37 protein-coding genes and 2 pseudogenes are annotated in these 25,586 nt (G+C 67.2%); all 39 read left to right on the top strand.

Annotation, left to right across the window (positions count from 1 at the left end):
- Window positions 1-2: 2 nt before the first annotated feature.
- The 39 genes and pseudogenes from rplB to LRS10_RS15270 all read left to right on the top strand — a co-directional run bounded on the left by rplB (window position 3) and on the right by LRS10_RS15270 (window position 25,584).
- A complete protein-coding gene (gene rplB / locus LRS10_RS15080) occupies window positions 3-839 on the top strand; it encodes a 50S ribosomal protein L2 (protein WP_257837992.1) in 837 nt (278 codons plus the stop codon).
- Between the two features lie 3 nt (window positions 840-842).
- Window positions 843-1,121: a 30S ribosomal protein S19 gene (rpsS, locus tag LRS10_RS15085; protein WP_257837993.1), complete on the top strand. Its 279-nt coding sequence runs from the start codon at window positions 843-845 to the stop codon at window positions 1,119-1,121.
- Window position 1,122: 1 nt separating this feature from the next.
- On the top strand, window positions 1,123-1,503 hold the full coding sequence (gene rplV / locus LRS10_RS15090; RefSeq protein ID WP_257837994.1) for a 50S ribosomal protein L22: 381 nt from the start codon (window positions 1,123-1,125) through the stop codon (window positions 1,501-1,503).
- Window positions 1,503-2,261: a 30S ribosomal protein S3 gene (gene rpsC / locus LRS10_RS15095; RefSeq protein ID WP_257837995.1), complete on the top strand. Its 759-nt coding sequence runs from the start codon at window positions 1,503-1,505 to the stop codon at window positions 2,259-2,261. The genes rplV and rpsC overlap by 1 nt, the downstream gene beginning before the upstream one ends.
- 11 nt (window positions 2,262-2,272) lie before the next feature.
- Window positions 2,273-2,701: a 50S ribosomal protein L16 gene (gene rplP / locus LRS10_RS15100; protein WP_012521795.1), complete on the top strand. Its 429-nt coding sequence runs from the start codon at window positions 2,273-2,275 to the stop codon at window positions 2,699-2,701.
- Entirely contained in the window at window positions 2,701-2,895 is a 195-nt protein-coding gene (gene rpmC / locus LRS10_RS15105) for a 50S ribosomal protein L29 (RefSeq protein ID WP_257837996.1), read from the top strand. Before rplP ends, rpmC begins: the two co-directional genes overlap by 1 nt.
- A gap of 14 nt (window positions 2,896-2,909) precedes the next feature.
- Window positions 2,910-3,158 carry a 30S ribosomal protein S17 gene (gene rpsQ / locus LRS10_RS15110; protein WP_012521797.1) on the top strand — a complete coding sequence of 83 codons (249 nt, stop codon included), beginning with the start codon at window positions 2,910-2,912 and terminating at the stop codon, window positions 3,156-3,158.
- Between the two features lie 12 nt (window positions 3,159-3,170).
- Complete coding sequence (gene rplN / locus LRS10_RS15115) at window positions 3,171-3,539, top strand: 50S ribosomal protein L14 (protein ID WP_257837997.1); 369 nt, start codon at window positions 3,171-3,173, stop codon at window positions 3,537-3,539.
- A complete protein-coding gene (rplX, locus tag LRS10_RS15120; protein ID WP_257837998.1) occupies window positions 3,539-3,853 on the top strand; it encodes a 50S ribosomal protein L24 in 315 nt (104 codons plus the stop codon). Before rplN ends, rplX begins: the two co-directional genes overlap by 1 nt.
- On the top strand, window positions 3,846-4,415 hold the full coding sequence (rplE, locus tag LRS10_RS15125; RefSeq protein ID WP_257837999.1) for a 50S ribosomal protein L5: 570 nt from the start codon (window positions 3,846-3,848) through the stop codon (window positions 4,413-4,415). Before rplX ends, rplE begins: the two co-directional genes overlap by 8 nt.
- A gap of 4 nt (window positions 4,416-4,419) precedes the next feature.
- Window positions 4,420-4,725, top strand: coding sequence for a 30S ribosomal protein S14 (gene rpsN / locus LRS10_RS15130; protein WP_257838000.1), 306 nt, complete (start codon window positions 4,420-4,422; stop codon window positions 4,723-4,725).
- A 12-nt stretch (window positions 4,726-4,737) separates the two neighbouring features.
- Window positions 4,738-5,133 (top strand): 30S ribosomal protein S8, encoded by a 396-nt coding sequence (gene rpsH / locus LRS10_RS15135; protein WP_257838001.1) that lies wholly within the window; start codon window positions 4,738-4,740, stop codon window positions 5,131-5,133.
- A gap of 1 nt (window position 5,134) precedes the next feature.
- The gene (gene rplF, locus LRS10_RS15140; RefSeq protein WP_257838002.1) at window positions 5,135-5,668 is read left to right on the top strand and encodes a 50S ribosomal protein L6; all 534 of its coding nucleotides are present in this window, start codon (window positions 5,135-5,137) and stop codon (window positions 5,666-5,668) included.
- Between the two features lie 3 nt (window positions 5,669-5,671).
- Window positions 5,672-6,028: a 50S ribosomal protein L18 gene (rplR, locus tag LRS10_RS15145; RefSeq protein WP_257838003.1), complete on the top strand. Its 357-nt coding sequence runs from the start codon at window positions 5,672-5,674 to the stop codon at window positions 6,026-6,028.
- Window positions 6,029-6,037: 9 nt separating this feature from the next.
- Window positions 6,038-6,628 carry a 30S ribosomal protein S5 gene (gene rpsE, locus LRS10_RS15150; RefSeq protein ID WP_257838004.1) on the top strand — a complete coding sequence of 197 codons (591 nt, stop codon included), beginning with the start codon at window positions 6,038-6,040 and terminating at the stop codon, window positions 6,626-6,628.
- A 3-nt stretch (window positions 6,629-6,631) separates the two neighbouring features.
- Window positions 6,632-6,808 carry a 50S ribosomal protein L30 gene (rpmD, locus tag LRS10_RS15155; protein WP_257838005.1) on the top strand — a complete coding sequence of 59 codons (177 nt, stop codon included), beginning with the start codon at window positions 6,632-6,634 and terminating at the stop codon, window positions 6,806-6,808.
- 132 nt (window positions 6,809-6,940) lie between these two features.
- Window positions 6,941-7,436 (top strand): annotated as a pseudogene (gene rplO / locus LRS10_RS15160) (50S ribosomal protein L15).
- An 82-nt stretch (window positions 7,437-7,518) separates the two neighbouring features.
- The gene (gene secY, locus LRS10_RS15165; RefSeq protein ID WP_257838006.1) at window positions 7,519-8,868 is read left to right on the top strand and encodes a preprotein translocase subunit SecY; all 1,350 of its coding nucleotides are present in this window, start codon (window positions 7,519-7,521) and stop codon (window positions 8,866-8,868) included.
- Between the two features lie 64 nt (window positions 8,869-8,932).
- Window positions 8,933-9,499: an adenylate kinase gene (locus LRS10_RS15170; RefSeq protein WP_257838007.1), complete on the top strand. Its 567-nt coding sequence runs from the start codon at window positions 8,933-8,935 to the stop codon at window positions 9,497-9,499.
- A 319-nt stretch (window positions 9,500-9,818) separates the two neighbouring features.
- A complete protein-coding gene (rpsM, locus tag LRS10_RS15175) occupies window positions 9,819-10,187 on the top strand; it encodes a 30S ribosomal protein S13 (RefSeq protein ID WP_257838008.1) in 369 nt (122 codons plus the stop codon).
- A 15-nt stretch (window positions 10,188-10,202) separates the two neighbouring features.
- A complete protein-coding gene (gene rpsK / locus LRS10_RS15180; protein WP_012521811.1) occupies window positions 10,203-10,592 on the top strand; it encodes a 30S ribosomal protein S11 in 390 nt (129 codons plus the stop codon).
- Window positions 10,593-10,665: 73 nt separating this feature from the next.
- Window positions 10,666-11,682 carry a DNA-directed RNA polymerase subunit alpha gene (locus LRS10_RS15185; RefSeq protein ID WP_257838009.1) on the top strand — a complete coding sequence of 339 codons (1,017 nt, stop codon included), beginning with the start codon at window positions 10,666-10,668 and terminating at the stop codon, window positions 11,680-11,682.
- A 167-nt stretch (window positions 11,683-11,849) separates the two neighbouring features.
- The gene (gene rplQ, locus LRS10_RS15190; RefSeq protein ID WP_257838010.1) at window positions 11,850-12,263 is read left to right on the top strand and encodes a 50S ribosomal protein L17; all 414 of its coding nucleotides are present in this window, start codon (window positions 11,850-11,852) and stop codon (window positions 12,261-12,263) included.
- A gap of 116 nt (window positions 12,264-12,379) precedes the next feature.
- Window positions 12,380-12,832, top strand: a complete 453-nt coding sequence (locus LRS10_RS15195) for a glyoxalase/bleomycin resistance/extradiol dioxygenase family protein (RefSeq protein WP_257838011.1) — start codon at window positions 12,380-12,382, stop codon at window positions 12,830-12,832.
- Window positions 12,829-13,155, top strand: a complete 327-nt coding sequence (locus LRS10_RS15200; RefSeq protein ID WP_257839179.1) for a helix-turn-helix transcriptional regulator — start codon at window positions 12,829-12,831, stop codon at window positions 13,153-13,155. Before LRS10_RS15195 ends, LRS10_RS15200 begins: the two co-directional genes overlap by 4 nt.
- The gene (locus tag LRS10_RS15205) at window positions 13,152-13,619 is read left to right on the top strand and encodes an SRPBCC domain-containing protein (RefSeq protein ID WP_257838012.1); all 468 of its coding nucleotides are present in this window, start codon (window positions 13,152-13,154) and stop codon (window positions 13,617-13,619) included. Before LRS10_RS15200 ends, LRS10_RS15205 begins: the two co-directional genes overlap by 4 nt.
- Window positions 13,620-13,671: 52 nt before the next feature.
- Window positions 13,672-14,913: a TCR/Tet family MFS transporter gene (locus LRS10_RS15210; protein WP_257838013.1), complete on the top strand. Its 1,242-nt coding sequence runs from the start codon at window positions 13,672-13,674 to the stop codon at window positions 14,911-14,913.
- Between the two features lie 68 nt (window positions 14,914-14,981).
- Window positions 14,982-16,376 (top strand): annotated as a pseudogene (locus LRS10_RS15215) (Do family serine endopeptidase).
- 24 nt (window positions 16,377-16,400) lie between these two features.
- Window positions 16,401-17,714 carry a replication-associated recombination protein A gene (locus LRS10_RS15220; RefSeq protein WP_257838014.1) on the top strand — a complete coding sequence of 438 codons (1,314 nt, stop codon included), beginning with the start codon at window positions 16,401-16,403 and terminating at the stop codon, window positions 17,712-17,714.
- 67 nt (window positions 17,715-17,781) lie between these two features.
- Window positions 17,782-18,234 carry a hypothetical protein gene (locus tag LRS10_RS15225; protein ID WP_257838015.1) on the top strand — a complete coding sequence of 151 codons (453 nt, stop codon included), beginning with the start codon at window positions 17,782-17,784 and terminating at the stop codon, window positions 18,232-18,234.
- A gap of 8 nt (window positions 18,235-18,242) precedes the next feature.
- Window positions 18,243-18,974 (top strand): RluA family pseudouridine synthase, encoded by a 732-nt coding sequence (locus LRS10_RS15230; RefSeq protein WP_257838016.1) that lies wholly within the window; start codon window positions 18,243-18,245, stop codon window positions 18,972-18,974.
- Between the two features lie 86 nt (window positions 18,975-19,060).
- Complete coding sequence (locus tag LRS10_RS15235) at window positions 19,061-19,585, top strand: hypothetical protein (RefSeq protein ID WP_257838017.1); 525 nt, start codon at window positions 19,061-19,063, stop codon at window positions 19,583-19,585.
- A gap of 6 nt (window positions 19,586-19,591) precedes the next feature.
- On the top strand, window positions 19,592-19,972 hold the full coding sequence (crcB, locus tag LRS10_RS15240) for a fluoride efflux transporter CrcB (RefSeq protein WP_257838018.1): 381 nt from the start codon (window positions 19,592-19,594) through the stop codon (window positions 19,970-19,972).
- A complete protein-coding gene (locus tag LRS10_RS15245; RefSeq protein ID WP_257838019.1) occupies window positions 19,969-20,946 on the top strand; it encodes an RluA family pseudouridine synthase in 978 nt (325 codons plus the stop codon). The genes crcB and LRS10_RS15245 overlap by 4 nt, the downstream gene beginning before the upstream one ends.
- Before the next feature lie 26 nt (window positions 20,947-20,972).
- Complete coding sequence (locus tag LRS10_RS15250) at window positions 20,973-21,698, top strand: ATP12 family protein (RefSeq protein ID WP_308237965.1); 726 nt, start codon at window positions 20,973-20,975, stop codon at window positions 21,696-21,698.
- Between the two features lie 87 nt (window positions 21,699-21,785).
- A complete protein-coding gene (locus tag LRS10_RS15255; RefSeq protein WP_257838020.1) occupies window positions 21,786-22,517 on the top strand; it encodes a hypothetical protein in 732 nt (243 codons plus the stop codon).
- An 86-nt stretch (window positions 22,518-22,603) separates the two neighbouring features.
- On the top strand, window positions 22,604-24,136 hold the full coding sequence (locus LRS10_RS15260; RefSeq protein ID WP_257838021.1) for an acyl-CoA carboxylase subunit beta: 1,533 nt from the start codon (window positions 22,604-22,606) through the stop codon (window positions 24,134-24,136).
- A gap of 97 nt (window positions 24,137-24,233) precedes the next feature.
- On the top strand, window positions 24,234-24,710 hold the full coding sequence (locus LRS10_RS15265) for a hypothetical protein (RefSeq protein ID WP_257838022.1): 477 nt from the start codon (window positions 24,234-24,236) through the stop codon (window positions 24,708-24,710).
- Window positions 24,622-25,584, top strand: a complete 963-nt coding sequence (locus tag LRS10_RS15270) for a BON domain-containing protein (RefSeq protein ID WP_257838023.1) — start codon at window positions 24,622-24,624, stop codon at window positions 25,582-25,584. Before LRS10_RS15265 ends, LRS10_RS15270 begins: the two co-directional genes overlap by 89 nt.
- The last annotated feature ends 2 nt before the right edge of the window (window positions 25,585-25,586 follow it).

A 25,586-nucleotide genomic window follows, 5' to 3' on the forward strand; every position in this document is an offset into this window, starting at 1 on the left:
CGATGGCTCTGAAGCAATTCAATCCGACCTCGCCGGGTCGTCGCCAGCTGGTGCTGGTCGACAAGTCCGAGCTCCACAAGGGCCGGCCGGAAAAGTCGCTCGTGGAAGGCCTGACGAAGTCGGGCGGCCGCGGCGGCAACGGCCGTGTCGCCGTCCGCTTCCGCGGCGGCGGCGCCAAGCGCCTGTACCGCATCATCGACTTCAAGCGCCGCAAGTTCGACGTGCCCGCCACGGTCGAGCGTCTCGAGTACGACCCGAACCGTTCGGCCTTCATCGCTCTGGTGAAGTACGAGGACGGCGAGCTGGCGTACATCCTGGCTCCGCAGCGCCTGAAGGTCGGCGACCAGGTCGTGGCCTCGGAAAAGGCGGATGTGAAGCCCGGCAACGCCATGCCGCTGCGCGGCATGCCGATCGGCACCATCATCCACAACGTCGAGCTGAAGCCGATGAAGGGCGGGCAGGTCGCCCGTTCGGCCGGCGCCTACGCCCAGCTGGTCGGCCGTGACGCCGGCTACGCCCAGATCCGCCTGAACTCGGGCGAGCTGCGCATGGTGCAGGACAGCTGCATGGCCACCGTCGGCGCCGTGTCGAACCCGGACCATATGAACGAGAGCCTCGGCAAGGCCGGCCGCTCGCGTCACAAGGGCCGTCGTCCGCACGTCCGCGGCGTCGCCATGAACCCGATCGACCACCCGCACGGCGGCGGCGAAGGCCGCACCTCGGGCGGCCGTCACCCGGTCACCCCGTGGGGCCAGCCCACCAAGGGCCGGAAGACCCGCAAGAACAAGGCGACGGACAAGTTCATCATCCGCTCGCGCCACGCTCGGAAGGCTCGCTAACCGATGACCCGCTCCGTCTGGAAAGGCCCGTTCGTCGACGGGTACCTGCTCAAGAAGGCCGAGGCCGCGCAGTCCTCGGGCCGCAAGGACGTGATCAAGACCTGGTCGCGCCGCTCGACCATCATGCCCCAGTTCGTGGGTCTGACGTTCGGCGTGCACAACGGTCAGAAGCACGTTCCGGTGCTGGTTTCGGAAGACATGGTCGGGATGAAGTTCGGCGAGTTCGCGCCGACCCGCTTCTTCCCCGGCCACGCCGCCGACAAGAAGGCCAAGAGGAAGTAAGATGGCCAAGCAAGCAAAAGCCCGCCGTCTTACCGGCGCAGAGGCGATGGCCAAGGTGCGGACCCTCCGCACCAGCCCGCGCAAGCTCAACCTGGTGGCCCAGTCGATCCGCGGCCTCAAGGTTCAGCGCGCCCTCAACGAGCTGGAGTTCAGCCCCAAGCGCATCGCCAACGATGTGCGCAAGGCGCTCTACTCGGCCATCTCGAACGCCGAGAACAACCACAACCTCGACATCGACAACCTGGTCGTGGCCGAGGCCTTCGTGGGCAAGAACCTGATCATGAAGCGCTTCCACGCCCGTGCGCGGGGTCGCGCCTCGCGTATCGAGAAGCCGTTCAGCGAGATCACCATCGTGGTCCGCGAGCAAGGTGAGGCCGCCTAATGGGTCAGAAGATCAATCCCGTCGGGCTGCGCCTCGGCATCAACCGCACCTGGGACAGCCGCTGGTTCGCGGATGGCCCGGAGTACGGCCGGCTGCTGCACGAAGACATCAAGGTCCGTCGCGCGCTGAAGAAGCGCCTGTATCAGGCTGGCGTGTCGCGGATCATCATCGAGCGTCCGCACAAGAAGTGCCGCATCACCATCTATGCCGCGCGCCCCGGCGTGATCATCGGCAAGAAGGGCGCGGACATCGAGAAGCTGCGCAAGGACGTGGCGGCGATGACGGACGGCGAGGTTCACCTGAACATCGTCGAGATCCGCAAGCCGGAAACCGACGCCCAGCTGGTGGCCGAGAACATCGCCCAGCAGCTCGAACGCCGCGTGGCCTTCCGCCGCGCGATGAAGCGCTCGATGCAGTCGGCGATGCGCCTGGGCGCCAAGGGCGTCCGGATCAACGTCTCGGGCCGCCTCGGCGGCGCCGAAATCGCCCGCATGGAGTGGTATCGCGAAGGCCGCGTGCCGCTGCACACCCTGCGCGCCGACGTGGACTACGGCTTCACCGAGGCCAAGACCACCTACGGCGTGATCGGCGTGAAGGTGTGGGTGTTCAAGGGCGAGGTGCTCGAGCACGACCCGATGGCTCTCGACAAGCGCCTGGCTGGCGAAAGCGGCCCGGCCGGCGAGGGTGGCGGCCGTGAACGTGGCGACCGTCCGGATCGTGGCCCCCGTCGCGATCGCCGTGAATCGGCGAACGCCTAAGGACCTGAACCATGCTGTCTCCGAAGAAGACCAAGTATCGTAAGCAGTTCAAGGGCCGCATCCACGGCACGGCCAAGGGCGGGTTCACGCTGAACTTCGGCTCCTACGGCCTGAAGTCGATGGAGCCCGAGCGCATCACGGCGCGTCAGATCGAAGCGGCCCGCCGCGCGATCACCCGCCAGATGAAGCGCCAAGGCCGAGTGTGGATCCGGGTGTTCCCCGACGTGCCGGTGACCGGCAAGCCGGCGGAAGTCCGGATGGGCTCGGGCAAGGGTTCGGTCGAGTACTGGGCCGCCCGCGTCCACCCTGGCCGGATCATGTTCGAAATCGACGGCGTGCCGGATGACGTCGCCCGCGAAGCTCTGCGCCTCGGCGCGGCCAAGCTTCCGGTCAAGACGCGCATCGTCACCCGCATCGACGCCGCCGTGGAGCACGCGTGATGAAGATCGACGAAGTTCGCGGCCTGACGGCCGACCAGCTGAACGAGCAGCTCGTGTCCCTGAAGAAGGAGCAGTTCAACCTGCGCTTCCAGAAGGCGACGGGTCAGCTCGAGAAGACCCACCGCGTGAACGAGCTGCGCAAGGACATTGCGCGGATCCAGACCGTTCTGCGCGCCAAGCAGGCTCAGGCCTGAGGAGACTGACGTAAATGCCGAAACGAATTCTCGAAGGCGTCGTCGTCTCGGACAAGGGCGACAAGACGGTCGTGGTGAAGGTCGAGCGGACCTTCCTGCACCCGGTGCTGAAGAAGACCGTTCGCCGGTCGAAGAAGTACCACGCCCACGACGAGGCGAACACCTACAAGGTCGGCGAGGTCGCCCGCATCATCGAATGCGCGCCCAAGTCGAAGCTCAAAACCTGGGAAGTGCTGCCTAAGGGCGGCGCGGCCCAAGCGTAAGGATCGAGACCTATGATCCAGATGCAAACTAACCTGGACGTCGCCGACAATTCCGGCGCCCGCCGGGTCATGTGCATCAAGGTGCTGGGCGGCGCGAAGCGCCGTTATGCCGGCGTCGGTGACAAGATCGTCGTCTCCGTGAAGGAGGCGATTCCGCGCGGCCGCGTGAAGAAGGGCGATGTGCTGCAGGCCATCGTCGTGCGCACCAGCCAGGGCATCAAGCGTAAAGACGGCTCGATGATCCGCTTCGACAAGAACGCGGCCGTGATCGTCAACAAGCAATCCGAGCCGATCGGCACGCGGATCTTTGGCCCGGTTCCCCGTGAACTGCGCGCGAAGAACCACATGAAGATCATCTCGCTCGCGCCTGAGGTGCTGTAATGGCCGCGAAGATCAAGAAGGGGGACCGGGTCGTGGTCCTCGCCGGCAAGGACAAGGGCCGCCAGGGTGCGGTCACCAAGGTGTTCCCGCAGGAGCAACGCGTCCTGGTCGAGGGTATCAACATCGTCCAGCGGCACACGCGCCCCTCGCAGACGGATCCCCAGGGCGGGATCAAGAACAAGGAAGCGCCGATCCACCTGTCGAACGTGGCTCTGGTCGACTCCAAGGGCAAGCCGACCCGCGTCGGCTTCCGCGTGGACGGCGACAAGAAGGTGCGTATCGCCAAGACGACCGGCGAGGTGATCAATGGCTGATCAAGCTTACGAACCGCGGCTCAAGACCGAGTACCGCGAGCGCATCCGCAAGTCGCTGAAGGAACGCTTCGGCTACACGAACGAGATGCAGATCCCGAAGCTCGAGAAGATCGTGATCAACATGGGTGTGGGCGAAGCTGTCGCCGACTCCAAGAAGATCAACTCGGCCATGGCGGACCTGGCGAAGATCGCCGGTCAGAAGCCGGTGCCGACCAAGGCCCGGACTTCGATCGCCGGCTTCAAGCTGCGCGAAGGCATGACGGTCGGCTGCAAGGTCACGCTGCGCAAGGACCAGATGTACGAGTTCCTCGACCGTCTGATCACCATCGCGCTGCCGCGCGTGAAGGACTTCCGGGGCCTGAAGCCCACGTCGTTCGACGGTCGCGGCAACTACGCCATGGGTCTGAAGGAGCACATCGTGTTCCCGGAGATCAACTACGACCAGATCGACCAGATCTGGGGCATGGACATCATCGTCACCACCACCGCGAAGACCGACGACGAGGCTCGCGAGCTTCTCCGGGAATTCCAGTTCCCGTTCGTTCAAGCGGGGCAGGGGTAATCACATGGCCAAGAAAAGCGCCGTCAACCGCAACGAACGGGTCAAGAAGCTCGTCAAGCAATACTCCGCCAAGCGCCAGGCGCTGAAGGAGATCGCGAACAACGAGAGCCTCCCGCTCGAAGAACGTTTCGAAGCCCGCCTGAAGCTTGCCGAACTGCCGCGCAACTCGGCGAAAGTCCGCATCCGCAACCGCTGCGAAGTGACGGGCCGCCCGCGCGCCTATTACCGCAAGCTGAAGATGAGCCGGATCTCGCTGCGGGAGCTCGGCTCCCACGGTCTGATCCCCGGCCTCGTCAAGTCGAGCTGGTAGGAGGGTCCTCAGATGGTCAACGACCCCATCGGCGATCTGATCGCCCGCATCAAGAACGCCGCCTCGCGCGGCCGGTCCAAGCTCTCGACGCCGGCGTCGAAGATGCGCGCGCGCGTCCTCGATGTCCTGACCGAGGAAGGCTACATCCGCGGCTACCACCTGGTGGAAAAGCCCGGCGCCTTCCCGGAGTTCGAGATCGAGCTGAAGTACTTCGACGGCCAGCCGGTCATCGTGGAGATCAGCCGCGTCTCGAAGCCCGGCCGTCGCGTCTATTCGTCGATCAAGGACCTGAAGCCCGTGAAGAACGGCCTCGGGATCTCGATCCTGTCGACGCCGAAGGGCGTCATGTCGGACAACGCGGCCCGCGAGGCCAACGTTGGCGGCGAAGTCCTCTGCCGGGTCTACTAAGATGTCTCGTATCGGTAAGAAGGCGGTCGCGGTCCCCAGCGGGGTGACAGTGACCATCGACGGCCAGACGGTGACGGTGAAGGGGCCCAAGGGCCAACTCGCCTGGACCGTGGCCGAAGAGATCGAAGTCCGCCAGGAAGGCTCCGAGCTCCTGCTGACAAAGCGTCAGGACACCACGCGCGCGCAAGCGATGTGGGGCCTTTCGCGCACGCTGGTGAGCAACATGGTCACGGGTGTCACCCAAGGCTATGAGGAGACCCTCGAGCTCGTGGGCGTGGGCTACCGCGCTGCGATGAAGGGCCAGGCCCTTTCGATGCAGCTCGGCTTCTCCCACGACGTGGACATTCCGGCTCCGCAAGGCATCAGCTTCGCGACCCCGAAGCAGACCGAGATCAAGATCTCGGGCATCGACAAGCAGCTGGTCGGCGAAACCGCCGCCCGGATCCGCCGCATCCGTCCGCCGGAACCCTACAAGGGCAAGGGCGTGCGGTATGCGGGCGAGAAGGTCCGGCGCAAGGAAGGCAAGAAGAAGTAAGCCATGGCGCTCTCTCCCCGCGATTCCACCAAGCGCCGCGCCCAGCGCGTCCGCACGCACCTCAAGAAGGTGGCGAACGGCCGTCCGCGCCTGTCCGTCTTCCGGTCGTCCAAGAACATCTACGCCCAGGTCATCGATGATGAGAACGGCGTGACGCTCGCGGCCGCCTCCTCGCTGGAAGGCGAGAAGAAGGAAAAGGGCGCCGACAAGGACGCCGCAGCCCGCGTAGGCGCCCTCGTGGCGCAGCGCGCCATCGAGAAGGGCGTCAAGGACGTCGTTTTCGACCGTGGCGGCTATCTGTACCACGGCCGGGTGAAGGCCCTGGCCGACGCCGCGCGCGAAGCCGGCCTGAATTTCTAAGGAACGATCATGGCTCGCAGAGACGAACAGCGCGGCGATCGTCGCAATCGGAACGAGGAAGAGCGCGACAGCGAACTCGTCGAGAAGCTGGTCCACATCAACCGCGTCGCCGCCACCGTGAAAGGTGGTCGTCGCTTCTCGTTCGCCGCCCTGATGGTGGTCGGTGATCAGAAGGGCCGCGTGGGCTTCGGTCACGGCAAGGCGCGCGAAGTGCCGGAAGCCATCCGTAAGGCGACCGAAGAGGCCAAGAAGTCGATGATCCGCGTGCCGCTCCGCGAGAGCCGCACCCTGCACCACGACGGCGACGGCCGTTGGGGCGCGGGCAAGGTGATGGTCCGCGCGGCGCCTCCCGGCACCGGCGTCATCGCCGGCGGTCCGATGCGTGCGGTGCTCGAAACCCTTGGCGTCCAGGACGTCGTGGGCAAGTCGACCGGCTCGTCGAACCCCTACAACATGGTGCGCGCGACCTTCGAGGCGCTGAAGGCCCAGTCCTCGCCCCGCCAGGTCGCCGCCAAGCGCGGCAAGAAGGTCTCCGACGTGATCGGCCGCCGCGCCGATGGCGCGTCGGCGGCTCAACCCGCCGCGGATGCGGAAGGTTAAGTCATGGCCCAGATCAAAGTTCGTCAGACCGGCAGCCCGATCCGCCGGACCAAGGACCAGCGCGCCACGCTCATCGGCCTCGGCCTGAACCGCGTGGGCCGCGTTTCCACCCTGGAAGACACCCCGGCCGTCCGCGGCATGGTCGCCAAGGTGGCCCACCTCGTCGAGGTGGTGGAATAGCCATCGGTTTCGTGCCATAGGCACGGACCTCAAGGGCGAGGCGAGAGCCTCGCCCGTCGGCGTTTTGGCCGACCTGTTTTCATCAGCCGAGTCGGGGCACGGCCCCGGCGTCAGATCTCCAAGGAGAGGCATATGACCAAGCTCAACGAACTCGCCCCGCGTGAAGGCTCCACCAAGAACCGCATGCGCGTCGGCCGTGGCCCGGGCTCGGGCAAGGGGCAAGACCGCCGGTCGCGGCGTGAAGGGTCAGAAGGCGCGCACCGGTGTGTCGATCGCGGGCTTCGAAGGCGGTCAGATGCCGCTGCACATGCGCATGCCCAAGCGCGGCTTCAACAGCCTCAACCGCAAGGACTTCGCCGAGGTGAACCTGTGGCGGATCGAGCAGGCGATCGCCGCCGGCAAGCTCGACGCCAAGGGCGCGATCGACGCCGAGGCGCTCGTGAAGGCCGGCGTGATCCGCCGCGCGAAGGACGGCGTGAAGCTGCTTGGCAAGGGCGAGCTGAAGTCGAAGCTCGACCTGACCGTCTATTCGGCCACGGCCTCGGCCCGCGCGGCCGTCGAGAAGGCCGGCGGCAAGCTCACCACCACCAAGGTGGAAGCCCCCGCTGACGCTTCGGCGGAAGCCTAAGACTCATCGTGACGTCGCCGGCCTCGCTATCGCGGCCGGCGCGTCCTATGTGAGCGTGACTACGAGTCAGGGGATACGCTGAATGGCTTCGGCCGCCGAACAGCTCGCCGCCAACATGAACTTCGGGGCCTTCGCGAAGGCCACCGAACTTCACAAGCGCATCTGGTTCACTCTTCTGGCGATGATCGTCTACAGGGCGGGCTGTTACATCCCGATCCCCGGGATCGACGCCGCCGCCCTGCAGCAGGCGTTCCAGGGCCAGGCCCAGGGCATCCTGGGCATGTTCAACATGTTCTCGGGCGGCGCCGTGGAGCGGATGGCGCTCTTCGCCCTGAACGTGATGCCGTACATCTCGGCCTCGATCATCGTTCAGCTCCTGGGCTCAGTTTACCCGCCGTGGGAGAAGCTGCGGAAGGAAGGCGGCGAGGCGGGCCGAAAGCAGCTCAACCAGTACACGCGCTACCTGACGGTCGTGCTGGCGCTGTTCCAGTCGTTCGGGATCGCCATGGGCCTGTCCCAGAGCCCGGGTCTGGTCGAGAATCCGGGTCTGTTCTTCGTGGTCTCAACGGTCGTGACCCTGACCGGCGGCACCATGTTCCTGATGTGGCTGGGCGAGCAGATCACCAGCCGCGGCGTAGGCAACGGCATCAGCCTGATCATTTTCGCGGGCATCGTCGCGGTCCTGCCGCGCTATATCGCCCAGGCGTTCGAGATGGCGCGCACCGGCGCCATGAGCGGCGGCGCGCTCCTTATGATCGCCGTCCTGGTGATCGGCGTGACCGTGGCGATCGTCTTCATGGAGCGCTCGCAGCGCCGCCTGCTGGTGCAGTATCCCAAGCGCCAGATGGGTAACCGCATGTTCGGCGGCGACACCTCGTTCCTGCCGCTGAAGATCAACACCGCCGGCGTCATCCCGCCCATCTTCGCCTCGTCGCTGCTGCTGCTGCCCACGACGGTGATGGGCTTCGCGGCCCAGGCCAACCTGCCGGACTACATGCAGTGGCTGCCTGGCCTTACGGGCCAGCTCCAGCACGGCCGTCCGCTGTTCATGGTGCTCTATGGCGCCCTGATCATCTTCTTCTGCTTCTTCTACACGTCGATCGTCTTCAATCCCGAGGACACCGCGGAGAACCTGCGGAAGTATGGCGGCTTCCTGCCGGGCATCCGTCCCGGCAAGCGTACAGCCGAGTACCTCGACTTCGTGTTGACCCGACTGACGGTGATCGGCGCCGCCTACATCACTCTCGTCTGCCTGCTGCCGGAGGCCATGATCGGCTTCTACAACGTGCAGTTCTACATGGGCGGCACGAGCCTGCTGATCGTGGTCAGCGTCACCATGGACACGGTGGCTCAGATCCAGTCGCACCTGCTGGCGCACCAGTATGAGGGGCTGATCAAGAAGTCGAAGCTGCGCGGCGGCCGGCAGCGCTAGATCTAGAGTTCGGGGAGAGCCGTCGGCGCCGCCAAGAGCGCCGGCGAGGGGAGGGCAGCAGCCGATGAACCTGATCCTGTTCGGACCGCCGGCGGCGGGCAAGGGCACCCAGGCCAAGCGCCTGGTCGAAGAGCGGAACATGGTCCAGCTCTCGACGGGCGACATGCTGCGCGCCGCGATCGCGTCGGGCTCGGACCTCGGCAAGCGCGTCGAGGGCATCATGCAGCGCGGCGAGCTGGTGTCGGACGAGATCGTCATCGAGCTGATCGAAAGCCGGCTGCCCGAGGCCGAGGCCGCTGGCGGCGCGATCTTCGACGGCTTCCCGCGCACGCTGGCGCAGGCCCAGGCGCTCGACGTGATGCTTGAGGGGCGAGGCCGTCAGATCGACCTCGTCGTGCGCCTGAAGGTCGACGACGAAGTGCTGACCCAGCGCATCGCCGGCCGCTACGCCGAATCGGGCCGGCCGGACGACAATCCCGAGAGCTTCAAGGTGCGCCTCGGCGCATATAACGCCCAGACCGCGCCGCTGCTGCCGTACTACGAGGGCCAGGGCAAGCTGGTGGAAGTGGACGGGATGGGCTCGATCGCGAGCGTCGCCGCGGCCATCGACGCAGCGCTGGCGCGGGCGTGATTTTGCGCCGTCGCCTCCCGGCGGCCGTTTACGCCGCAGGCATGGCCAAGTTGCCAGCCTGCGCGACGCATGCTTTCCTTAACCATCCCGGGGTTAATTCCTCGGGGACGACGCTATCCAGCGCGGGAAGGGGCGAACCCCTTGCGTGCGCAGGAAATCGTTCACTTTTGGGCGTTTCCGCCATTGACGGAGACGCGCCGATCCCTATAACGAAGCGCTTCCGCGAAAGAGCGCGAAGGACGCGCCGGCCTATGCCTATGGCAGCAAGGGGCCGGGGCGCCGTTCGCGCTTCTCTTGCGTGATCAGGAGATCTTCCCACGTGGCCCGTATCGCTGGCGTCAACATTCCCACCAACAAGCGCGTCATCATCGCGCTGCAGTACATCCATGGCATCGGCGCGGCGAAGGCCCGCGAGATCGTCAGCAAGGTCGGCATCGAAGACGCCCGGCGCGTCAATCAGCTGACCGACCAGGAGGTGCTGCAGATCCGCGAGACGATCGACCGCGACTACATGGTCGAAGGCGACCTGCGTCGCGAGACTGCGGTCAACATCAAGCGCCTGATGGACCTGGCCTGCTACCGCGGCCTGCGTCACCGCAAGGGCCTGCCGGTCCGCGGTCAGCGCACGCACACCAACGCCCGGACCCGCAAGGGCCCGGCCAAGCCGATCGCCGGCAAGAAGAAGTAAGAGAGTCTAGCTCCGATGGCCAAGGAACCGGCGCGCGTCAAACGCCGCGAGCGCAAGAACATCACGTCGGGCGTCGCCCACGTGAATGCTTCGTTCAACAACACGATGGTGACGATCACCGACGCCCAGGGGAACACCATCTCCTGGTCGAGCGCCGGGCTGATGGGCTTCAAAGGCTCGCGGAAGTCGACGCCCTACGCCGCCCAGATGGCGGCCGAGGACGCGGGCCGCAAGGCCGCCGAACACGGCGTGCGCACCCTGGAAGTGAACGTCTCGGGTCCGGGTTCGGGCCGCGAGTCGGCGCTGCGGGCCCTGCAGGCGGTCGGCATGACGATCACCACCATCCGCGATGTGACCCCGATTCCGCACAACGGCTGCCGTCCGCCGAAGCGCCGTCGGGTCTGAGTAACATCGTACTGCAATTCAAGGCGCCGGACCGCGTTTGCGGCCGGCGATCCTGCGTTCCGAGGGACACCCTGTGATCGAAAGAAACTGGAACGAGCTTATCCGTCCCGAGAAGCCGCAGATCGAGACCGGCGCCGACGCGAGCCGCAAGGCGCGTCTGGTGGCCGAGCCCCTCGAGCGCGGCTTTGGGGTGACGCTCGGCAACAGCCTGCGCCGAGTCCTGCTGTCGTCTTTGCAAGGCGCGGCCGTGACCGCCGTCCAGATTGACGGCGTGGTCCACGAGTTCTCCTCGCTGGAAGGCGTGCGTGAGGACGTCGTCGACATCGTCCTGAACATCAAGCAACTGGCGCTGCGGATGCATGCCGAGGGGCCGAAGCGCATGACGCTCCGCGCCACCGGCCCCGGCGCCGTGACCGCCAGCCAGATCGAGGCTCCGGCCGACATCGAGATCCTGAACGGCGACCATGTGCTCTGCACGCTGGACGACGGCGCCCAGGTCCGTATGGAATTCACTGTCCAGACCGGTAAGGGCTACGTCCCGGCCGAAATGAATCGTCCGGAAGATGCTCCCATCGGCCTGATCGCCGTCGACAGCCTGTTCTCGCCGGTGAAGCGCGTCGCCTATCGCGTCGAGCCGACCCGCCAGGGCCAGAGCCTCGACTACGACAAGCTGATCATGGAAGTGGAGACCAACGGCGCGGTCAGCCCCGTCGACGCCGTGGCGTACGCCGCGCGCATCCTCCAGGACCAGCTGCAGATCTTCATCACCTTCGAAGAGCCGAAGAAGAAGGTCGAGGGCGAGGCCAAGCCGGAACTGCCGTTCAACCCGGCGCTCCTGAAGAAGGTCGACGAGCTCGAACTGTCGGTCCGTTCGGCCAACTGCCTGAAGAACGACAACATCGTCTACATCGGCGATCTGATCCAGAAGACGGAAGCCGAGATGCTCCGGACGCCGAACTTCGGCCGGAAGTCTCTGAACGAGATCAAGGAAGTGCTGGCGGGCATGGGGCTGCACCTCGGCATGGACGTGCCGAACTGGCCGCCGGAGAACATCGAAGAGCTGGCGAAGAAGTTCGAAGACCAGATGTAATCGACTACCGCGCTCGCTCGGGACCGCCCAGCTCCCTTCTGGGAGGGCGGTCCGGGCCCCGCGAAGCCGCAACAGCGGTGGAGGGCCCCGGCGCTTCGTGATGACCCAGGCGGGAGCCAGGCTGGGATTGGTCAGGTAAGCGGGCAGGGAAGCCCAGGAGATACGAAATGCGTCACGGTAAAGCCCACCGCAAACTGGGTCGTACGACCGCCCACCGCACCGCCATGTTCGCGAACATGTCGGCCAGCCTGATCAAGCACGAGCAGATCGTGACCACCCTGCCGAAGGCGAAGGAACTGCGTCCCTTCGTCGAGAAGCTTGTGACGCTCGCCAAGCGCGGCGACCTGCACGCCCGCCGTCAGGCCATCAGCCACGTCCGCGACGTCGAGCAGGTCGGCAAGCTGTTCTCGGTCCTCGGCCCGCGCTACGCGGAACGCAATGGCGGCTACATCCGCGTCCTGAAGGCCGGTTACCGTCATGGCGACAACGCCCCGATGGCGGTCATCGAGTTCGTGGACCGTGATCCTGCCGAGAAGGGCAAGGATTCTGGCCCGGTGGCCGAGGCCGGCTTCGAGGCCTAAGCCACAGCGACGCATTTATCAGCAGGGCCCCGGACAGCGATGTCCGGGGCCCTTTGCTATTGGCAGATAATTGCATAATCTGATAACTATTACAAAAATGCGGAAGGAGATGGCCGATGGCCGATCGCAGCACCCTGACATCCGCCCTCTGCTATCGCGATCCCAAGGCGGCGCTGGAGTTCCTGGAAGCAGCCTTCGGCTTCGAGCTCGTGATGCTCATCGAGGATGGCGAAGGCAACCTGGCGCACTCCGAGATGCGCAGCGGGGACAGCCTGATCATGATCGGGACTGAATGGACCGACGACCATAAGAGCCCCGCGTCCCTAGGCGGCAAGAACACCCAGACCGTCCATATCCATGTGGCCGAAGACATCGACGCCCACTGTGAGCGCGCCAGGGCCGCAGGGTTCGAGATCCTGATGGAGCCCGCCGACCAGTTCTATGGCGACCGCACCTACCGCTGCCGCGATCCGGAAGGCCACTTCTGGACCGTGGGCCAGACGGTTCGGCCCGTCAGCCGCGAGGAGGCGGAGGCCGCCAGCGGGCTGAAGATCGACGGATGGCTGTGAGCGCCGGCGTGGATCGGACGCTCGCGGCGCTGGCCGATCCGCATCGTCGGCGCGTCATCGATCTGCTGACGGAGCGGCCGCGGGCGGCGGGTGAACTGGCGCGTGAGCTCGGCGTCACCGCGCCCGCCATGAGCCGGCACCTGAAGGCGCTACGCGCGGGCGGATTGGTGGAGGAATCCCACCCGGACTTCGACGCCCGGGTCCGGATCTATGCGTTGAGGCCCGAGCCCATGGTCCATCTGCTGCGCTGGCTGGAAGAGAGCGAGCGGCTCTGGAGCAGCCAACTGGCGGCGTTCAAGGCCCACGTGGAGAAGGAGGCATGAGCTCGCGGGTCTTCGTCGCGCTGCGCGTGAAGGCGACGCCCGAACGCGCCTTCGCGGCCTTCGTGGAGGAGATCGGCGAGTGGTGGCGGCCGAACGGCCTCTTCCAGACGACGCCCAGAGCCCCGGGACGCCTGGCCTTCGAGCCGGGGGAGGGCGGTCGGCTTATCGAGACCTTGGAGACCGGAAAGGTCTTCGAGGTCGGGCGCATTCGACTTTGGGAGCCGCCGCGCCGGTTGGTCTTCTCCTGGCGCCAGGCCAGCTTCCCACCTGACCTCGTAACCGAGGTGGAGGTCAGCTTCGAGGCGGCGGGAGCCGAGACCCGGGTCAGTATCGAGCATCGTGGCTTCACGCAGGTGCCGGCCGGGCATGTGGCCCGTCACGGCTTCCCGGATCAGGCCCTGCAGATGCGGCTGGCCGAGTGGTGGCGCGATCAGTTGCAGGCGGTCGTGGATCGGCTGTCGTAACGCCGTTGCGCGGCCGCGTGGCGCATTTCATCCTGGGGGGCTGGGGAGAACTATGATCACAGCGTCGGCGAGCGGCCGCAGAGCCAGCTTCGGCTTCATCTTCGCGCTGGCGCTGATGAACTCGGTCTCGTTCGGGATCATGATCCCCATCCTGCCCAACCTGATCAAGGAGTTCACCGGCGGCGACACCGCCGCGGCGTCGGAGTGGAACCTCGTGTTCGGCGCCACCTGGGGTCTGTTGCAGTTCGTCTGCGGTCCGATCCTGGGGTTGATGGCGGATCGGTGGGGGCGCCGCCCGGTGCTGCTGATCTCGCTGTTCGGCTTGGCGGTGGATTTCCTTTTCATGGCCTTCGCGCCCAGTCTCTGGTGGCTGTTCCTGGGGCGCATCCTGAACGGGATGACGGCGGCAAGCTTCTCGACCGCCAACGCCTACCTGGCCGACGTCACACCACCCACAGAGCGGGCCAAGGTCTTCGGGTGGATGAGTTCTGCCTTCAGCTTCGGCTTCATCTTCGGCCCCTTCATCGGCGGATGGCTGGGCGAGGTGGACCTGCGCCTGCCGTTCATCGCCGCGGCCGCCCTGACCTTCGTGAACTGGCTATATGGCTTCCTCATCCTGCCGGAGAGCCTGCCTGTGGAGCGGCGTGCAACGCGATCTGAGTGGCGAAAGGCCAATCCACTCGGCTCGCTCGCCCTGTTGCGGTCCCAGCGGGGGCTGTTGCCGCTGGCCGGCGTGGGTTTCCTATTCCAGCTCGCCCACGTGGTCCTGCCCACGATCTTCGTCCTCTACCTCGGCTATCGTTACGGCTGGACGCCCAAGGTCCTGGGCTCGATCTTCCTGGCGACGGGCGTTTCCGGGGTCATTGTACAGACCTTCCTGGTCGGCCCCGTCGTGAAAGCCGTGGGTGAGCGCAACGCCGTGCTGATCGGCACCCTCGCCGGGGCCGTCGCCTTCGCGTGGTATGGCGGCGCGCCGACCGGCAGCCTCTATCTCGTCGGCATTCCGGTCTTCGCCTTCACCGGTTTGATCATGCCTGGCCTGCAAGGGCTCATGACGCAGCGGGTTGCGCCACAGCAGCAGGGTCAGCTCCAGGGCGCCAATCAGAGCCTGATGGGCTTGGCGTCGATCTTTGGACCAGTAATTTTCGGCGAAACCTTCGCGTGGTCGCTGCGGCACCAGGGCTTCCACGTTCCGGGCCTGGCGATCTACGTCGCTTCCGCGCTCATGGCGGCGGCGTTCCTGCTGGCGCTGGCCACCGCCCGGAGGCGCGAGCCCGCCGTCCAGGCGGCTTGAGCCTTCGCCATTTTTGCGCCTGAAATCTCGGGCGATTTCCGCTGGTTGACCGTCTTTCCGGAGACCCTATGCGCGCTGTCCGCGTTCTTGCCTCTTCGGCCGTCCTGGCGGCCTTTCTTGCTCAATCCGCCGCCGCTCAAGGGCTGGCCCCGCCGAACCGAGCGCCGCCCGCCAATGTCGTGGCGATGAAGAGCTCGTTCGCGCCGGTCGTCAGCCGCGCCGCGCCGGCGGTCGTCAACATCTCCGCAAAACGGCTGGTGCGTCAGCAGACCGATCCCTTCTGGCAGCTCTTTGGCCTTGGCGCGCCTCGCGCCCGCATTCAAGGCTCCCTGGGCTCCGGCGTCATCGTCCGCGCCGATGGGGTGATCGTAACCAACAACCACGTGGTCGAAGGCGGGCAGGAGATCACGGTGGCGCTCGCCGATCGTCGGGAGTTCCCCGCCCGCATCCTGCTTGCCGACCCGCGTACCGACCTCGCCGTGCTGAAGATCGAGGTTCCGGCCGGCGAGCGGCTGCCAGTCTTGCCGATCGACGACTCCGGGGACATCCAGGTCGGCGATCTGGTGTTGGCGATCGGGGACCCCTTCGGCGTCGGCCAGACCGTGACCAACGGCATCGTCTCGGCGCTGAACCGCACCACGGATTCCGGCGAGGGCGCGGGGGCCTATATTCAGACCGATGCGGCCATCAATCCCGGTAATTCCGGCGGGGCGCTCGTGGACATGGATGGCGACTTGATCGGCGTGAACAGCTTCATCCTGTCGCGCTCCGGCACGTCGTCGGGCGTTGGCTTTGCCGTGCCCGCCGCCGTGGTGCGGCGAGTGGTCGACACAGCCGTGGGCGGGGGCCGCGCTGTGGTCCGCCCCTGGCTCGGCGCGCGGACCCAGAGCGTCACCTCCGAGATCGCGCGATCCCTGGGCCTGCCGCTGCCACAAGGCGCCTTGGTGGCCGACATCTGGCCGAACAGTCCCGCCGCGCGTGCAGGCCTGCGCCAGGGCGACGTGATCAGCGCCGCCGACGGGCCCGGTCGTGGACGCCGCCAGCCTGAACTATGTGTTCGCCACCAAGCGGCCAGGCGAAACCGTCCAGCTTGCAGTCCGGCGTGAGGCTGGCCGGGAGCAGACACTGAACGTCCGCGCCGAGGCGCCCCCGCCACTCCGGCCCGCGACCAGCGGACCATCGAGGGGCAGAACCCGCTGAACGGCGCGACCGTGATCAATCTTTCGCCGGCCGTCGCCGACGAGCTGGGCCTGGACCCGTTCCTCGGGCCGGGCGCGCTGATCTCGGCCGTCGGCCGGGGCTTCGCGGTCAGCGCGGGCTTTCGGCCAGGTGATCTGATCCGCTCGGTGAACGGCCGCCGCATCGAAAGCGTCCGTGATCTGAATGCGGCGCTGGAGACGCCGGGCCGGGGTTGGCAGATCGTGCTCGAGCGCAACGGCCAGACGATCACCGCCAACTTCTGAGCCCGCTGTGCTAAGCCGGTCGTCATGGCTGATCTCTTCGAAGCCGCGGGCCTGACGCCTCAGCAGCCGTCGCCGCTGGCCGACCGACTGCGCCCCCAACGGCTGGACGAGGTGGTTGGCCAGGACCACCTCCTCGGTCGGGAGGGGCCGATCGGGCGCATGGCCGATGCCCGGCGGCTGTCGTCGATGATCCTTTGGGGGCCGCCGGGCACCGGCAAGACGACGATCGCCCGCCTGCTGGCCAAGGAAGCGGGCTACGAGTTCATGCAGTTGTCGGCCGTCTTCTCGGGCGTCGCTGACCTGAAGAAGGCGTTCGAACAGGCGCGGCAGCGGCGCCTCGCTGGCCAGGCGACCTTGCTGTTCGTGGACGAGATTCACCGTTTCAACCGGGCCCAGCAGGACGGCTTCCTCCCGTTCGTTGAGGAGGGGATCGTCACCCTCGTCGGGGCCACTACAGAGAACCCTTCGTTCGAACTGAACGGCGCGCTCCTGTCCCGTTGTCAGGTCTACGTCCTGAAGCGTCTGGACGAGGAGGCGCTGGAAGCCCTCCTGGCCAAGGCGGAGGAGCATGAAAAGCGGCCGCTACCGCTAGAGCCCGAAGCCCGCTTGGCGCTCGTCGCCCTGGCTGACGGCGACGGCCGTTATCTGCTGACGCTGTCGGAGACGCTGTTCAACATCGCGTCAGCCAAGCCCCTGTCGACCAAGGAACTCGGCCAGATCCTGCAGAAGCGCAGCCCGGCCTACGACAAGGATCGCGAGGAGCACTACAACCTCATATCGGCGCTGCATAAGTCGATCCGGGGCTCCGACCCCGACGCGGCGCTCTATTGGCTGGCGCGGATGATCCAGGGGGGCGAAGACCCGCTGTTCATCGCCCGCCGCCTCGTCCGCGCCGCCGCAGAGGATATCGGCGAGGCCGATCCCATGTCGTTGGTCCTGGCGAACGCCGCCAAGGACACTTACGACTTCCTCGGGTCGCCGGAGGGCGAACTCGCACTGGCCCAGCTGGTGGTGCACCTGGCGGCCGCACCGAAGTCGAACGCGGTCTATGTCGCCTACAAGGAAGCGATGCGGGCGGCCAAGGAGACTGGCTCGTTGACGCCGCCCAGTCATATCCTCAACGCGCCCACGCGGTTGATGAAGGATCTCGGCTACGGCAAGGGGTATGCCTACGACCACGACACGGCCGAAGGCTTCTCAGGTCAGGACTACTTCCCGGAGGGCATGGAACGACGACAGTTCTATCGGCCGCGCGGGGAGGGCTCCGAGGCGCGCGTCAAGGAGCGACTGGAACGTTGGGCCACGCTTCGACGCGGCCGGGACCAGCGCGGCGGGTAATCGCCGATCATTGTTATTCCGAATGGCCGGGCATAGGCTTCCTGCACACTCTTGGGAGGGAGCGACAATGACGGCCACTATGGATACCCCTGCAACTCGGACGCCCTGGCACCTTTGGCTGGTGGGTCTCGTCGGCCTGCTCTGGAATGGGTTCGCGGCCTTCGACTATCTCAGCACCAACATCCAGGGCGAGGCCTACATGCGCCAGATGGGCATGACGGACGCTCAGATCTCCCACTTCAACGCCATGCCGAGCTGGATGATGGCGGTATGGGCGATCGGCGTCTGGGGCGGGGTGCTCGGCGCGATCCTGCTGCTTCTGCGGCGCAAATGGGCGCTGCATGTGTTCGTGGCCTCGTTGGCCGCATTCCTCGTCAGCCTCGTCTACACCTACGTCCTGACCGACGGCGTCCAGATCATGGGGCAGACCGTGATGATCATGAACGGGGTGATCCTCGTCGGCTGTCTGTTCTTCGCCTGGTACGCGTGGACGATGACGAAGCGGGGCGTCCTCCGCTAGATGGCGGGGTGAAGCCGCAGAAGCCTGTAAATCTGACCCCGGGCGAGGTCGCCCTCGTCCGGAGTCTCATCCTCTACGAAGACGCCGAAATCCTGGCGCTGAACAAGCCGCCAGGCCTGTCCAGCCAGGGCGGGCGCGGCCAGGTGAACACCCTGGACGAGCTCTTGTGGGCCTTCGCCAAGCCGGGCAAGGCGCGGCCGCGGCTCATCCACCGGCTGGACCGCGACACTTCCGGCGTGATCCTCACCGCCAAGACAAAGCCGGCCGCAGGTTTCCTCGGCAAGGCCTTGATGAAACGCTCGTTCTCGAAGGCCTACCAGGCCATTGTCACGCCCGGAGCTCCGGAACCCCCGAAAGGCGTGATCGACCTGCCTCTCCGCCGCGACGAGCAAGGCCGAGAGGCCTTCATGCGGGTCTGCGCGCCCGACCATCCGGACGCGGAGCCGGCGACGTCGCGCTATCGGACGCTGAAGGCGGCGGACGGCGCCGCGCTGCTGGAGCTTCAGCCTGAAACCGGTCGCATGCATCAGCTCCGCGTACACCTGGCCGCCATCGCCCGGCCGATCGCTGGTGACGCCCGCTATGGCGGCGCCCTCATGGTGCAAGGCCAGGCCGTCCCGCGCCTGATGCTGCATGCCCGGGCGTTGGTGTTCCCGCATCCCGGAGGCGGGATGAAGCGGCTCGAGGCCGAGCCGCCCGCAGACATGATCGCCCTGATCCGCGCGCTGGAGCTCGGCTGAGCCGGTACGGAACGTCGGCCGCCGTTCATCTGTTTGGCCTTACAAGCAGCTGAACCGCCAAGCTTTTCGCCCCTAGAGGCCCGAAGATGAAACGCCTGATCCTTCCCGCGCTGGCCAGCCTCTCGCTCGCCGCCTGCGCCACTCAACCGACCCTCTATCAGCCGGCTGCGACGCCGAGCGCCGTCGGCTACTCCGACTACAGGATCGAGAACGACCGGTTCCGGGTCACCTTCCAGGGAGGGCCTGGCGCCTCGCCGCAGTACGTTAGCGATCTGGCCCTGCTGCGGGCGGCGGACCTTGCCCTTGCGAACGGCTATGACTGGTTCCGGGTCACCGCCCGCTTCATGCAGGGCCGCGGCGACAGCGGGCCCCGGCTTGGGGTCGGCGTCGGCGGCGCGGACTTCGGCCGACGCTCCAGTGTCGGCGTCGGCCTCGGCACCAGTTTCAATCTCGGCGGTGGCCCTTCGGCGCAGGTCACGCTGGAGGTGATGATGGGCCGCGGCGAGCGACCGCGAGACCGAGACACCTACGACGCGCGGTCGCTGCGCCAGAACCTCGGCGCCGCGGGCTTAGGAGCAGAGTCTTCCGTCGCGCCCGCGCCCGTCGCATAAGGGCGCATGCAAGCTCTCCTGCTCGTCGGGGCCGGCGGCGCGGCCGGCGCCGTGGCGCGCTATCTTCTGGGCGCCCAGACCCTCCGATTGTTCGGGTCGGCGTGGCCTGCCGGCACCCTCGCGGCAAATGTCCTCGGCGGTTTCCTGATGGGCATGCTGGCAGGCGTCCTGGCTTATCGGGGGCCGGGTGGCGAGACCTGGCGGCTGCTACTCGGCGTGGGCGTCCTCGGCGGATTCACGACCTTCTCCGCCTACTCGCTTGAGGTCGCGCTGATGATTGAACGCCGGGCCTTCGGCCAGGCCTTCGCTTACGGCCTGGGATCGTGCGTGCTCTCGGTCGCGGCGCTCTTCGCCGGCCTGATGCTCGCCCGCCGGGTGTTCGCATGAAGGAGGTGAAGACGCTCTGGGTGGACAAGGCCGAGGACGGGGTGCGACTGGATCGCTGGTTCAAGCGGCGCTGGCCGCATTTGAACCACATCCAGCTCCAGAAGCTGACGCGATCAGGTCAGATCCGCGTTGACGGCGCCCGCGCCAAGCCCGACACCCGTCTCACCGCCGGATCGCAGGTGCGTGTGCCGCCGCTGCCCGACGCGCCCGCACCCCGCGCCAAGGGTGAGCTCGACCCGCGGGACATCGCCTACGCCAAGAGCCTGGTGATCTACGAGGATGAAGACGTGCTCGCCCTCAACAAGCCCTCGGGGCTGGCCGTGCAGGGCGGCACCAAGACCACCCGCCACATCGACGGCCTGCTCTCGGCCTGGGGCGAGGGGATGGAGCGGCCGCGGCTGGTCCACCGTCTCGACCGCGACACCTCGGGTGTCCTGGTGCTGGGGAAGTCGCCGGCGGCCGCCGCGAAGCTTGCGGGCGCCTTCGCCAAGCGGAAGACGCAGAAGATCTACTGGGCCCTGGTCGCCGGCCTGCCGAAGCCGGGCGACGGCGTTCTGGATCTGCCGCTGGCCAAGAAAGGCGTCGGCGATCGCGAGATGATGGCGCCGGCCGATCCCAAGGATCCGCGCGCTGAGAGCGCCGAGACCGAGTTCGTCACGCTCGCCCGCGCCGCCGACAAGGTGGCCTGGATGGCGCTGTGGCCGCACACCGGCCGCACGCACCAGCTGCGGGCCCACATGCTGGCCATGGGGCACCCGATCCTGGGCGACCCGAAGTACAAGACCGAGGCGTCCGGCGAACTCTCGGGCGAGCTGAAGCTGCAGCTCCACGCGCGGCGGCTCGTGCTGCCGCATCCCTCGCGCGGGATGCTGCTGCTGGAGGCTCCTCTCGGCAAGGAGATGAAGGCCGGCTTCGAGCGTTTCGGCTTCGACGAGCATGAGGCCGACCCCGAGCCGTTTGGCCGGCGGCGTTAGGCGAGATCCAGGAGCGCAACGTGGTGGTGAAGGGTTTCGTTGAGCCGGGCGAGAAGCCCAGGCGGTTCTACAAGGATGTCGCCGTGGCGCCGACGGAGGGCGGCTTCGGCATCCAGTTGGACAGCCGCAACCTGCGCACGCCGAAGGGGCGGGTGTTCCTCGCTCCCGCCCGGGCGATCGCGGAGCAGGTGGCGGAGGAATGGGCGGCTCAGGGCGAGCACCTGGAGTTGGCCAAGATGCACGCGAACCGGCTGGCCAACACGGCTCTGGAAGCGATTCCGGGCAACCGGGACGCCGTCGCCGACCAGATGGCCCAGTACGCGGGCGCGGACCTGGTCTGCTATTTCGCCGAAGCACCCGCGGCGCTCGTCGACCGACAGACCGCGGCGTGGGGCCCGCTGCTGGAGCGGGCTGAGGCGGAGGAGGGGCTCATCTTCGTCCGAGCCGAAGGGATCGTGCACCGCGATCAGCCGCCGGAAACGCTTGCCCGCATGCGGGCGCTGGCGCTGGAGCTCGATGATTTCACGTTGGCGGGGTTCGCATTCGGCGCCGCTCTCTTCGGTTCCACGGTCCTAGCGACGGCCCTCCTCCGCGGCTGGGTCAGCGGGGCGGAAGCGTTCGAGTTGTCCCGAGTCGACGAGGCCTTCCAGGAGGAGAAGTGGGGCATCGACGCCGAGGCCGCGGAGCGCGCCGACCGGCTCCGCGGGGAGGCGACCGTCCTGGATCGCTGGTTTCGCGGTCTGAGGGCGTAACCTTAACCGCTCCGCGCTGGCGCCTGGCTTGCGCCGAAACGCTCGTCCGGATGGCGATTGTGCCGCTCCGGCACGGAGTTTGGCGTGGTGTCCAGCGTCACGAGCCCGAAGCATCTCTCCGCCGGCCGGTGGCTGGTCGCTTCCGTGCGCCCAACGCCCGCGTCCAACTCCGAGACGACCCAGAAGAAGGCGGAAGGGGCGCGGGAAGGCCGGGGGACCGAGAACCGCGTCGAGAACGCCTCCGGGCGTGTCGTGGGCGACAAGGCCGAACTCTCGTCGGCCGCCATGGCGGCTCTGCTCCGCGTTCAGGAGCGGCGCGCGACCAGCGACATCATCGACCGGCTGGAGGACGTTCTGGGGGGCGTTCTCGAACGGCTGGCCGAGCGCTGGGAGAGCAGGAAGCCCAAGCCGCCGGAGCCCCACGACCCGCCCCCTTCGCCGCCGGTCGTTCAGCCGCCCGTCGTCCAGCCGCCGCCCGTCGTGCAGCCGCCCCCTGTCGTGCAGCCGTCGCCCGTGGCGGTGGTCGATGATCCGGCGCCCGTGCGCTATCTCGAGGGCGTGCTCGAGCGCCTGCGCGCGCCGTCGCCGAGCGAACGGTCGGAGCTGCCGTTCTCGCAGCGCGCGGAGAACCGGCGGAAGCCCGCGGCGCCGGTCGCGCCGGTCGGCTTTGGGGCGTTCTACACTCCGGGCGTCTTCACCCTGGCTCAAGCCGGCGCCATGCGCACCGTGAGCCAGGGCCAGGCTGGGCTCGCCCTGCTGCAGGCCGCCGCCTACGCGCGCGCTCCAGCGAACCTCTTCCGCATCAACACCTTCGCCTGACCAGCTTCCGCGCGGCTCACCCCGCGTGAGCTTGCGTGGGCGGATGGTCCCGACTACGCCTTGGCCGGCGTAGATAGGGGTCGTTCGTGAAGCACATCCTGGAAGAGCTCGAGAAGCGCCGCGAGGAAGCCCGCCAGGGCGGCGGCGAGAAGCGAATCGCCGCCCAGCACGCCAAGGGCAAGCTGACGGCCCGCGAACGCATCGATCTCCTGCTCGACGAGGGCTCGTTCGAAGAGTTCGACATGTTCGTCGAGCACCGCGTGACCGAGTTCGGGATGGACAAGAACCGCATACCTGGCGATGGCGTCGTCACTGGCTGGGGCACGATCAACGGCCGCGTGGTCTACGTCTTCTCGAAGGATTTCACAGTCTTCGGCGGGTCGCTGTCGAGCGCGCACGCCGAGAAGATCCTCAAGGTCCAACGTCAGGCGCTTAAGGTCGGCGCGCCGATCATCGGCCTGTTCGACGCCGGCGGCGCCCGCATCCAGGAGGGCGTCGCGGCGCTGGGCGGCTACGCCGACATCTTCCTCGAGAACACCCTGGCTTCGGGCGTCATCCCGCAGATCAGCGTAATCATGGGCCCGTGCGCCGGCGGCGACGTCTATTCCCCCGCGATCACCGACTTCATCTTCATGGTGAAGGACACGTCCTACATGTACGTGACGGGACCCGACGTGGTGAAGACCGTCACCCACGAGGAGGTCAGCCACGAGGAGCTGGGCGGCTACCGCGTCCACGCGCTGAAGTCTGGAGTCGCCGACGGAGCGTTCGAGAATGATCTCGAGGCCCTGACCCAGGTCCGCCGGCTGATTGACTTCCTGCCGCTGTCCAACCGTGAGAAGCCGCCGGTGCGGCAGAGCTTCGACGATCCGGAGCGGGCAGAGGCTTCGCTGGACACCCTGGTGCCCGCAAACCCGAACAAGCCCTACGACATGAAGGAGCTGATCCTGAAGGTCGTGGACGAGGCCGACTTCTTCGAAATCTCGCCCGACTTCGCGAAGAACATCGTGGTGGGATTCGGCCGCATGGACGGCCAGACCGTGGGCATCGTGGCCAACCAGCCGCAGACGCTCGCGGGCGTTCTGGACATCGACAGCTCACGCAAGGGCGCTCGCTTCGTCCGCTTTTGCGACGCCTTCGAGATCCCGATCGTCACCTTCGTCGACGTGCCGGGCTTCATGCCGGGCACCAAGCAGGAGCAGGGCGGGCTGATCCGCCACGGCGCGAAGCTGCTGTTCGCCTACGCCGAGGCCACCGTCCCGAAGATCACCGTCATCACCCGCAAGGCCTATGGCGGCGCCTATGACGTGATGAGCTCCAAGCACATCCGCGGCGACGTGAACTACGCCTGGCCGACGGCCGAGATCGCGGTGATGGGCTCGAAGGGCGCCGTGGAGATCATCTTCCGCGCCGAAATCGGCGATCCCGACGCCATCGCGGCGCGGGAGGCGGAGTACAAGGCGCGCTTCGCCAACCCATTCGTCGCCGCCTCACGCGGCTATATCGACGACGTGATCATGCCGCACGGCACGCGCCGCCGGATCGTGCGGGCGCTGAAGAGCCTGAAGGGCAAGCAGCTCCAGAACCCCTGGAAGAAGCACGACAACATCCCGCTGTAGGCCGTTCCGTCGGGTCCCCGCGTCGTTTCCCGGAACAACCCTCGCTGTCCCTTGTTCTGCCAGGAAGCCCAATGCCTGCAGAACAGGAGGATTCCCCATGCCCGACCGGTGGAACGAGGATCGCGAACGGCGTGAGCGCAACTGGCGCAACGAGGCCTATGGCCGGGGCGGCGACGAGCAGCGGTCCGACCCGCGCCAGGGCCGCCTATGGCAGGAAGACCGCAGCTTCGGCGACGAGCGCGGCGGCCCGACGGGCGGCTATGGCGCGGAGGCTGGCTTCAGCGGCCGCGACGGGTACGAAAGCAGCTACCGCTCGAGCCGCGACCGTTATGCCGCGCGATTCGAGGGCCGCGACCGAGATCGAGTGTTCGGCGAGCGGGACACCGGCGCGGAGTACAACCGGTCGAACGTGCGGTCCGGCGGTGGAGCCTACGGGGCCGGCGGGTCCTATCGCGGCGGCCAGAGCTACGGCCGCGGCGCCGGCGGTGGCCGAGACCACCGCGGCGGCGAGGGGGCGGCCCGAGTGGCAGGACCGCGACTACCAGGGCGTGAGCCCCGCCTACGAGAACGGTGAGTACGACCTCGAGCGCCGCCGCGGCATGCGCTTCGAAAGCCAGGACTACACGCACGGCGGCCGGTTCTACGGCGACGATCAACGACAGCCGATCTATCGTCACGAGTACGGCCAGGGCGGTCGCGAATACGGCGACGTTCCGCACGGCTACGACGCAGACCGCGACTTGGAGCGTCGCTACGCGCGCGAGATGCAGCGGCCGGCTTCCGGCGGAACCGGCGGCTACGACTTCGAGCGCGGCTATGGCGACGGCGGCCGTGGCGACGAGCGGCAGGGTGTCCGTGACTGGCAGCGGGGCGACGACCGTAGCGACCGTGGCCGCGGGACGGGCGGCGGGTTCCTGCAGCGGGCCAAGAGTTGGCTCGGGGAGGCGGTCGACGAGGTCCGTCGCGACCTATCCGGCGAGCGCGGCCAAGACGATCGCGGCGGCCAGCGCTACAGCTCGGACTACAGTCGCGAGGCGCGATGGAGCGACGACCGCGGCCACCGCGGGCGGGGCCCGAAGGATTACAAGCGGTCGGACGAGCGGATCAGCGATGATGCCCACCAGCGTCTGACGGACGATTCCTGGCTCGACGCCTCCAACATCAACGTCTCGGTCTCGGGCGGTGAGGTGACGCTTTCCGGGACCGTGGAGAACCGCGAGGCCAAGCACCGCGCGGAACGCTGCGTCGAGGACATCCCGGGTGTGCGCCACGTGCAGAACAACTTGCGCATCGACCAGGGCTCTTTCTTCACCAGCCCGGCCAGCGGCTACGGCGACAGCGTGCTCGAGGCCCAGATGCGCAAGGACGCCGGGGACGCGAACGCCAACGGCGGGACCAAGCCGGCTGACGATGCCGCGGCGACCCGGTCGACCACGCGCCGAACCTAAGC

The organism is Phenylobacterium sp. J426, from assembly GCF_024699945.1.
Lineage (GTDB): Bacteria > Pseudomonadota > Alphaproteobacteria > Caulobacterales > Caulobacteraceae > Phenylobacterium.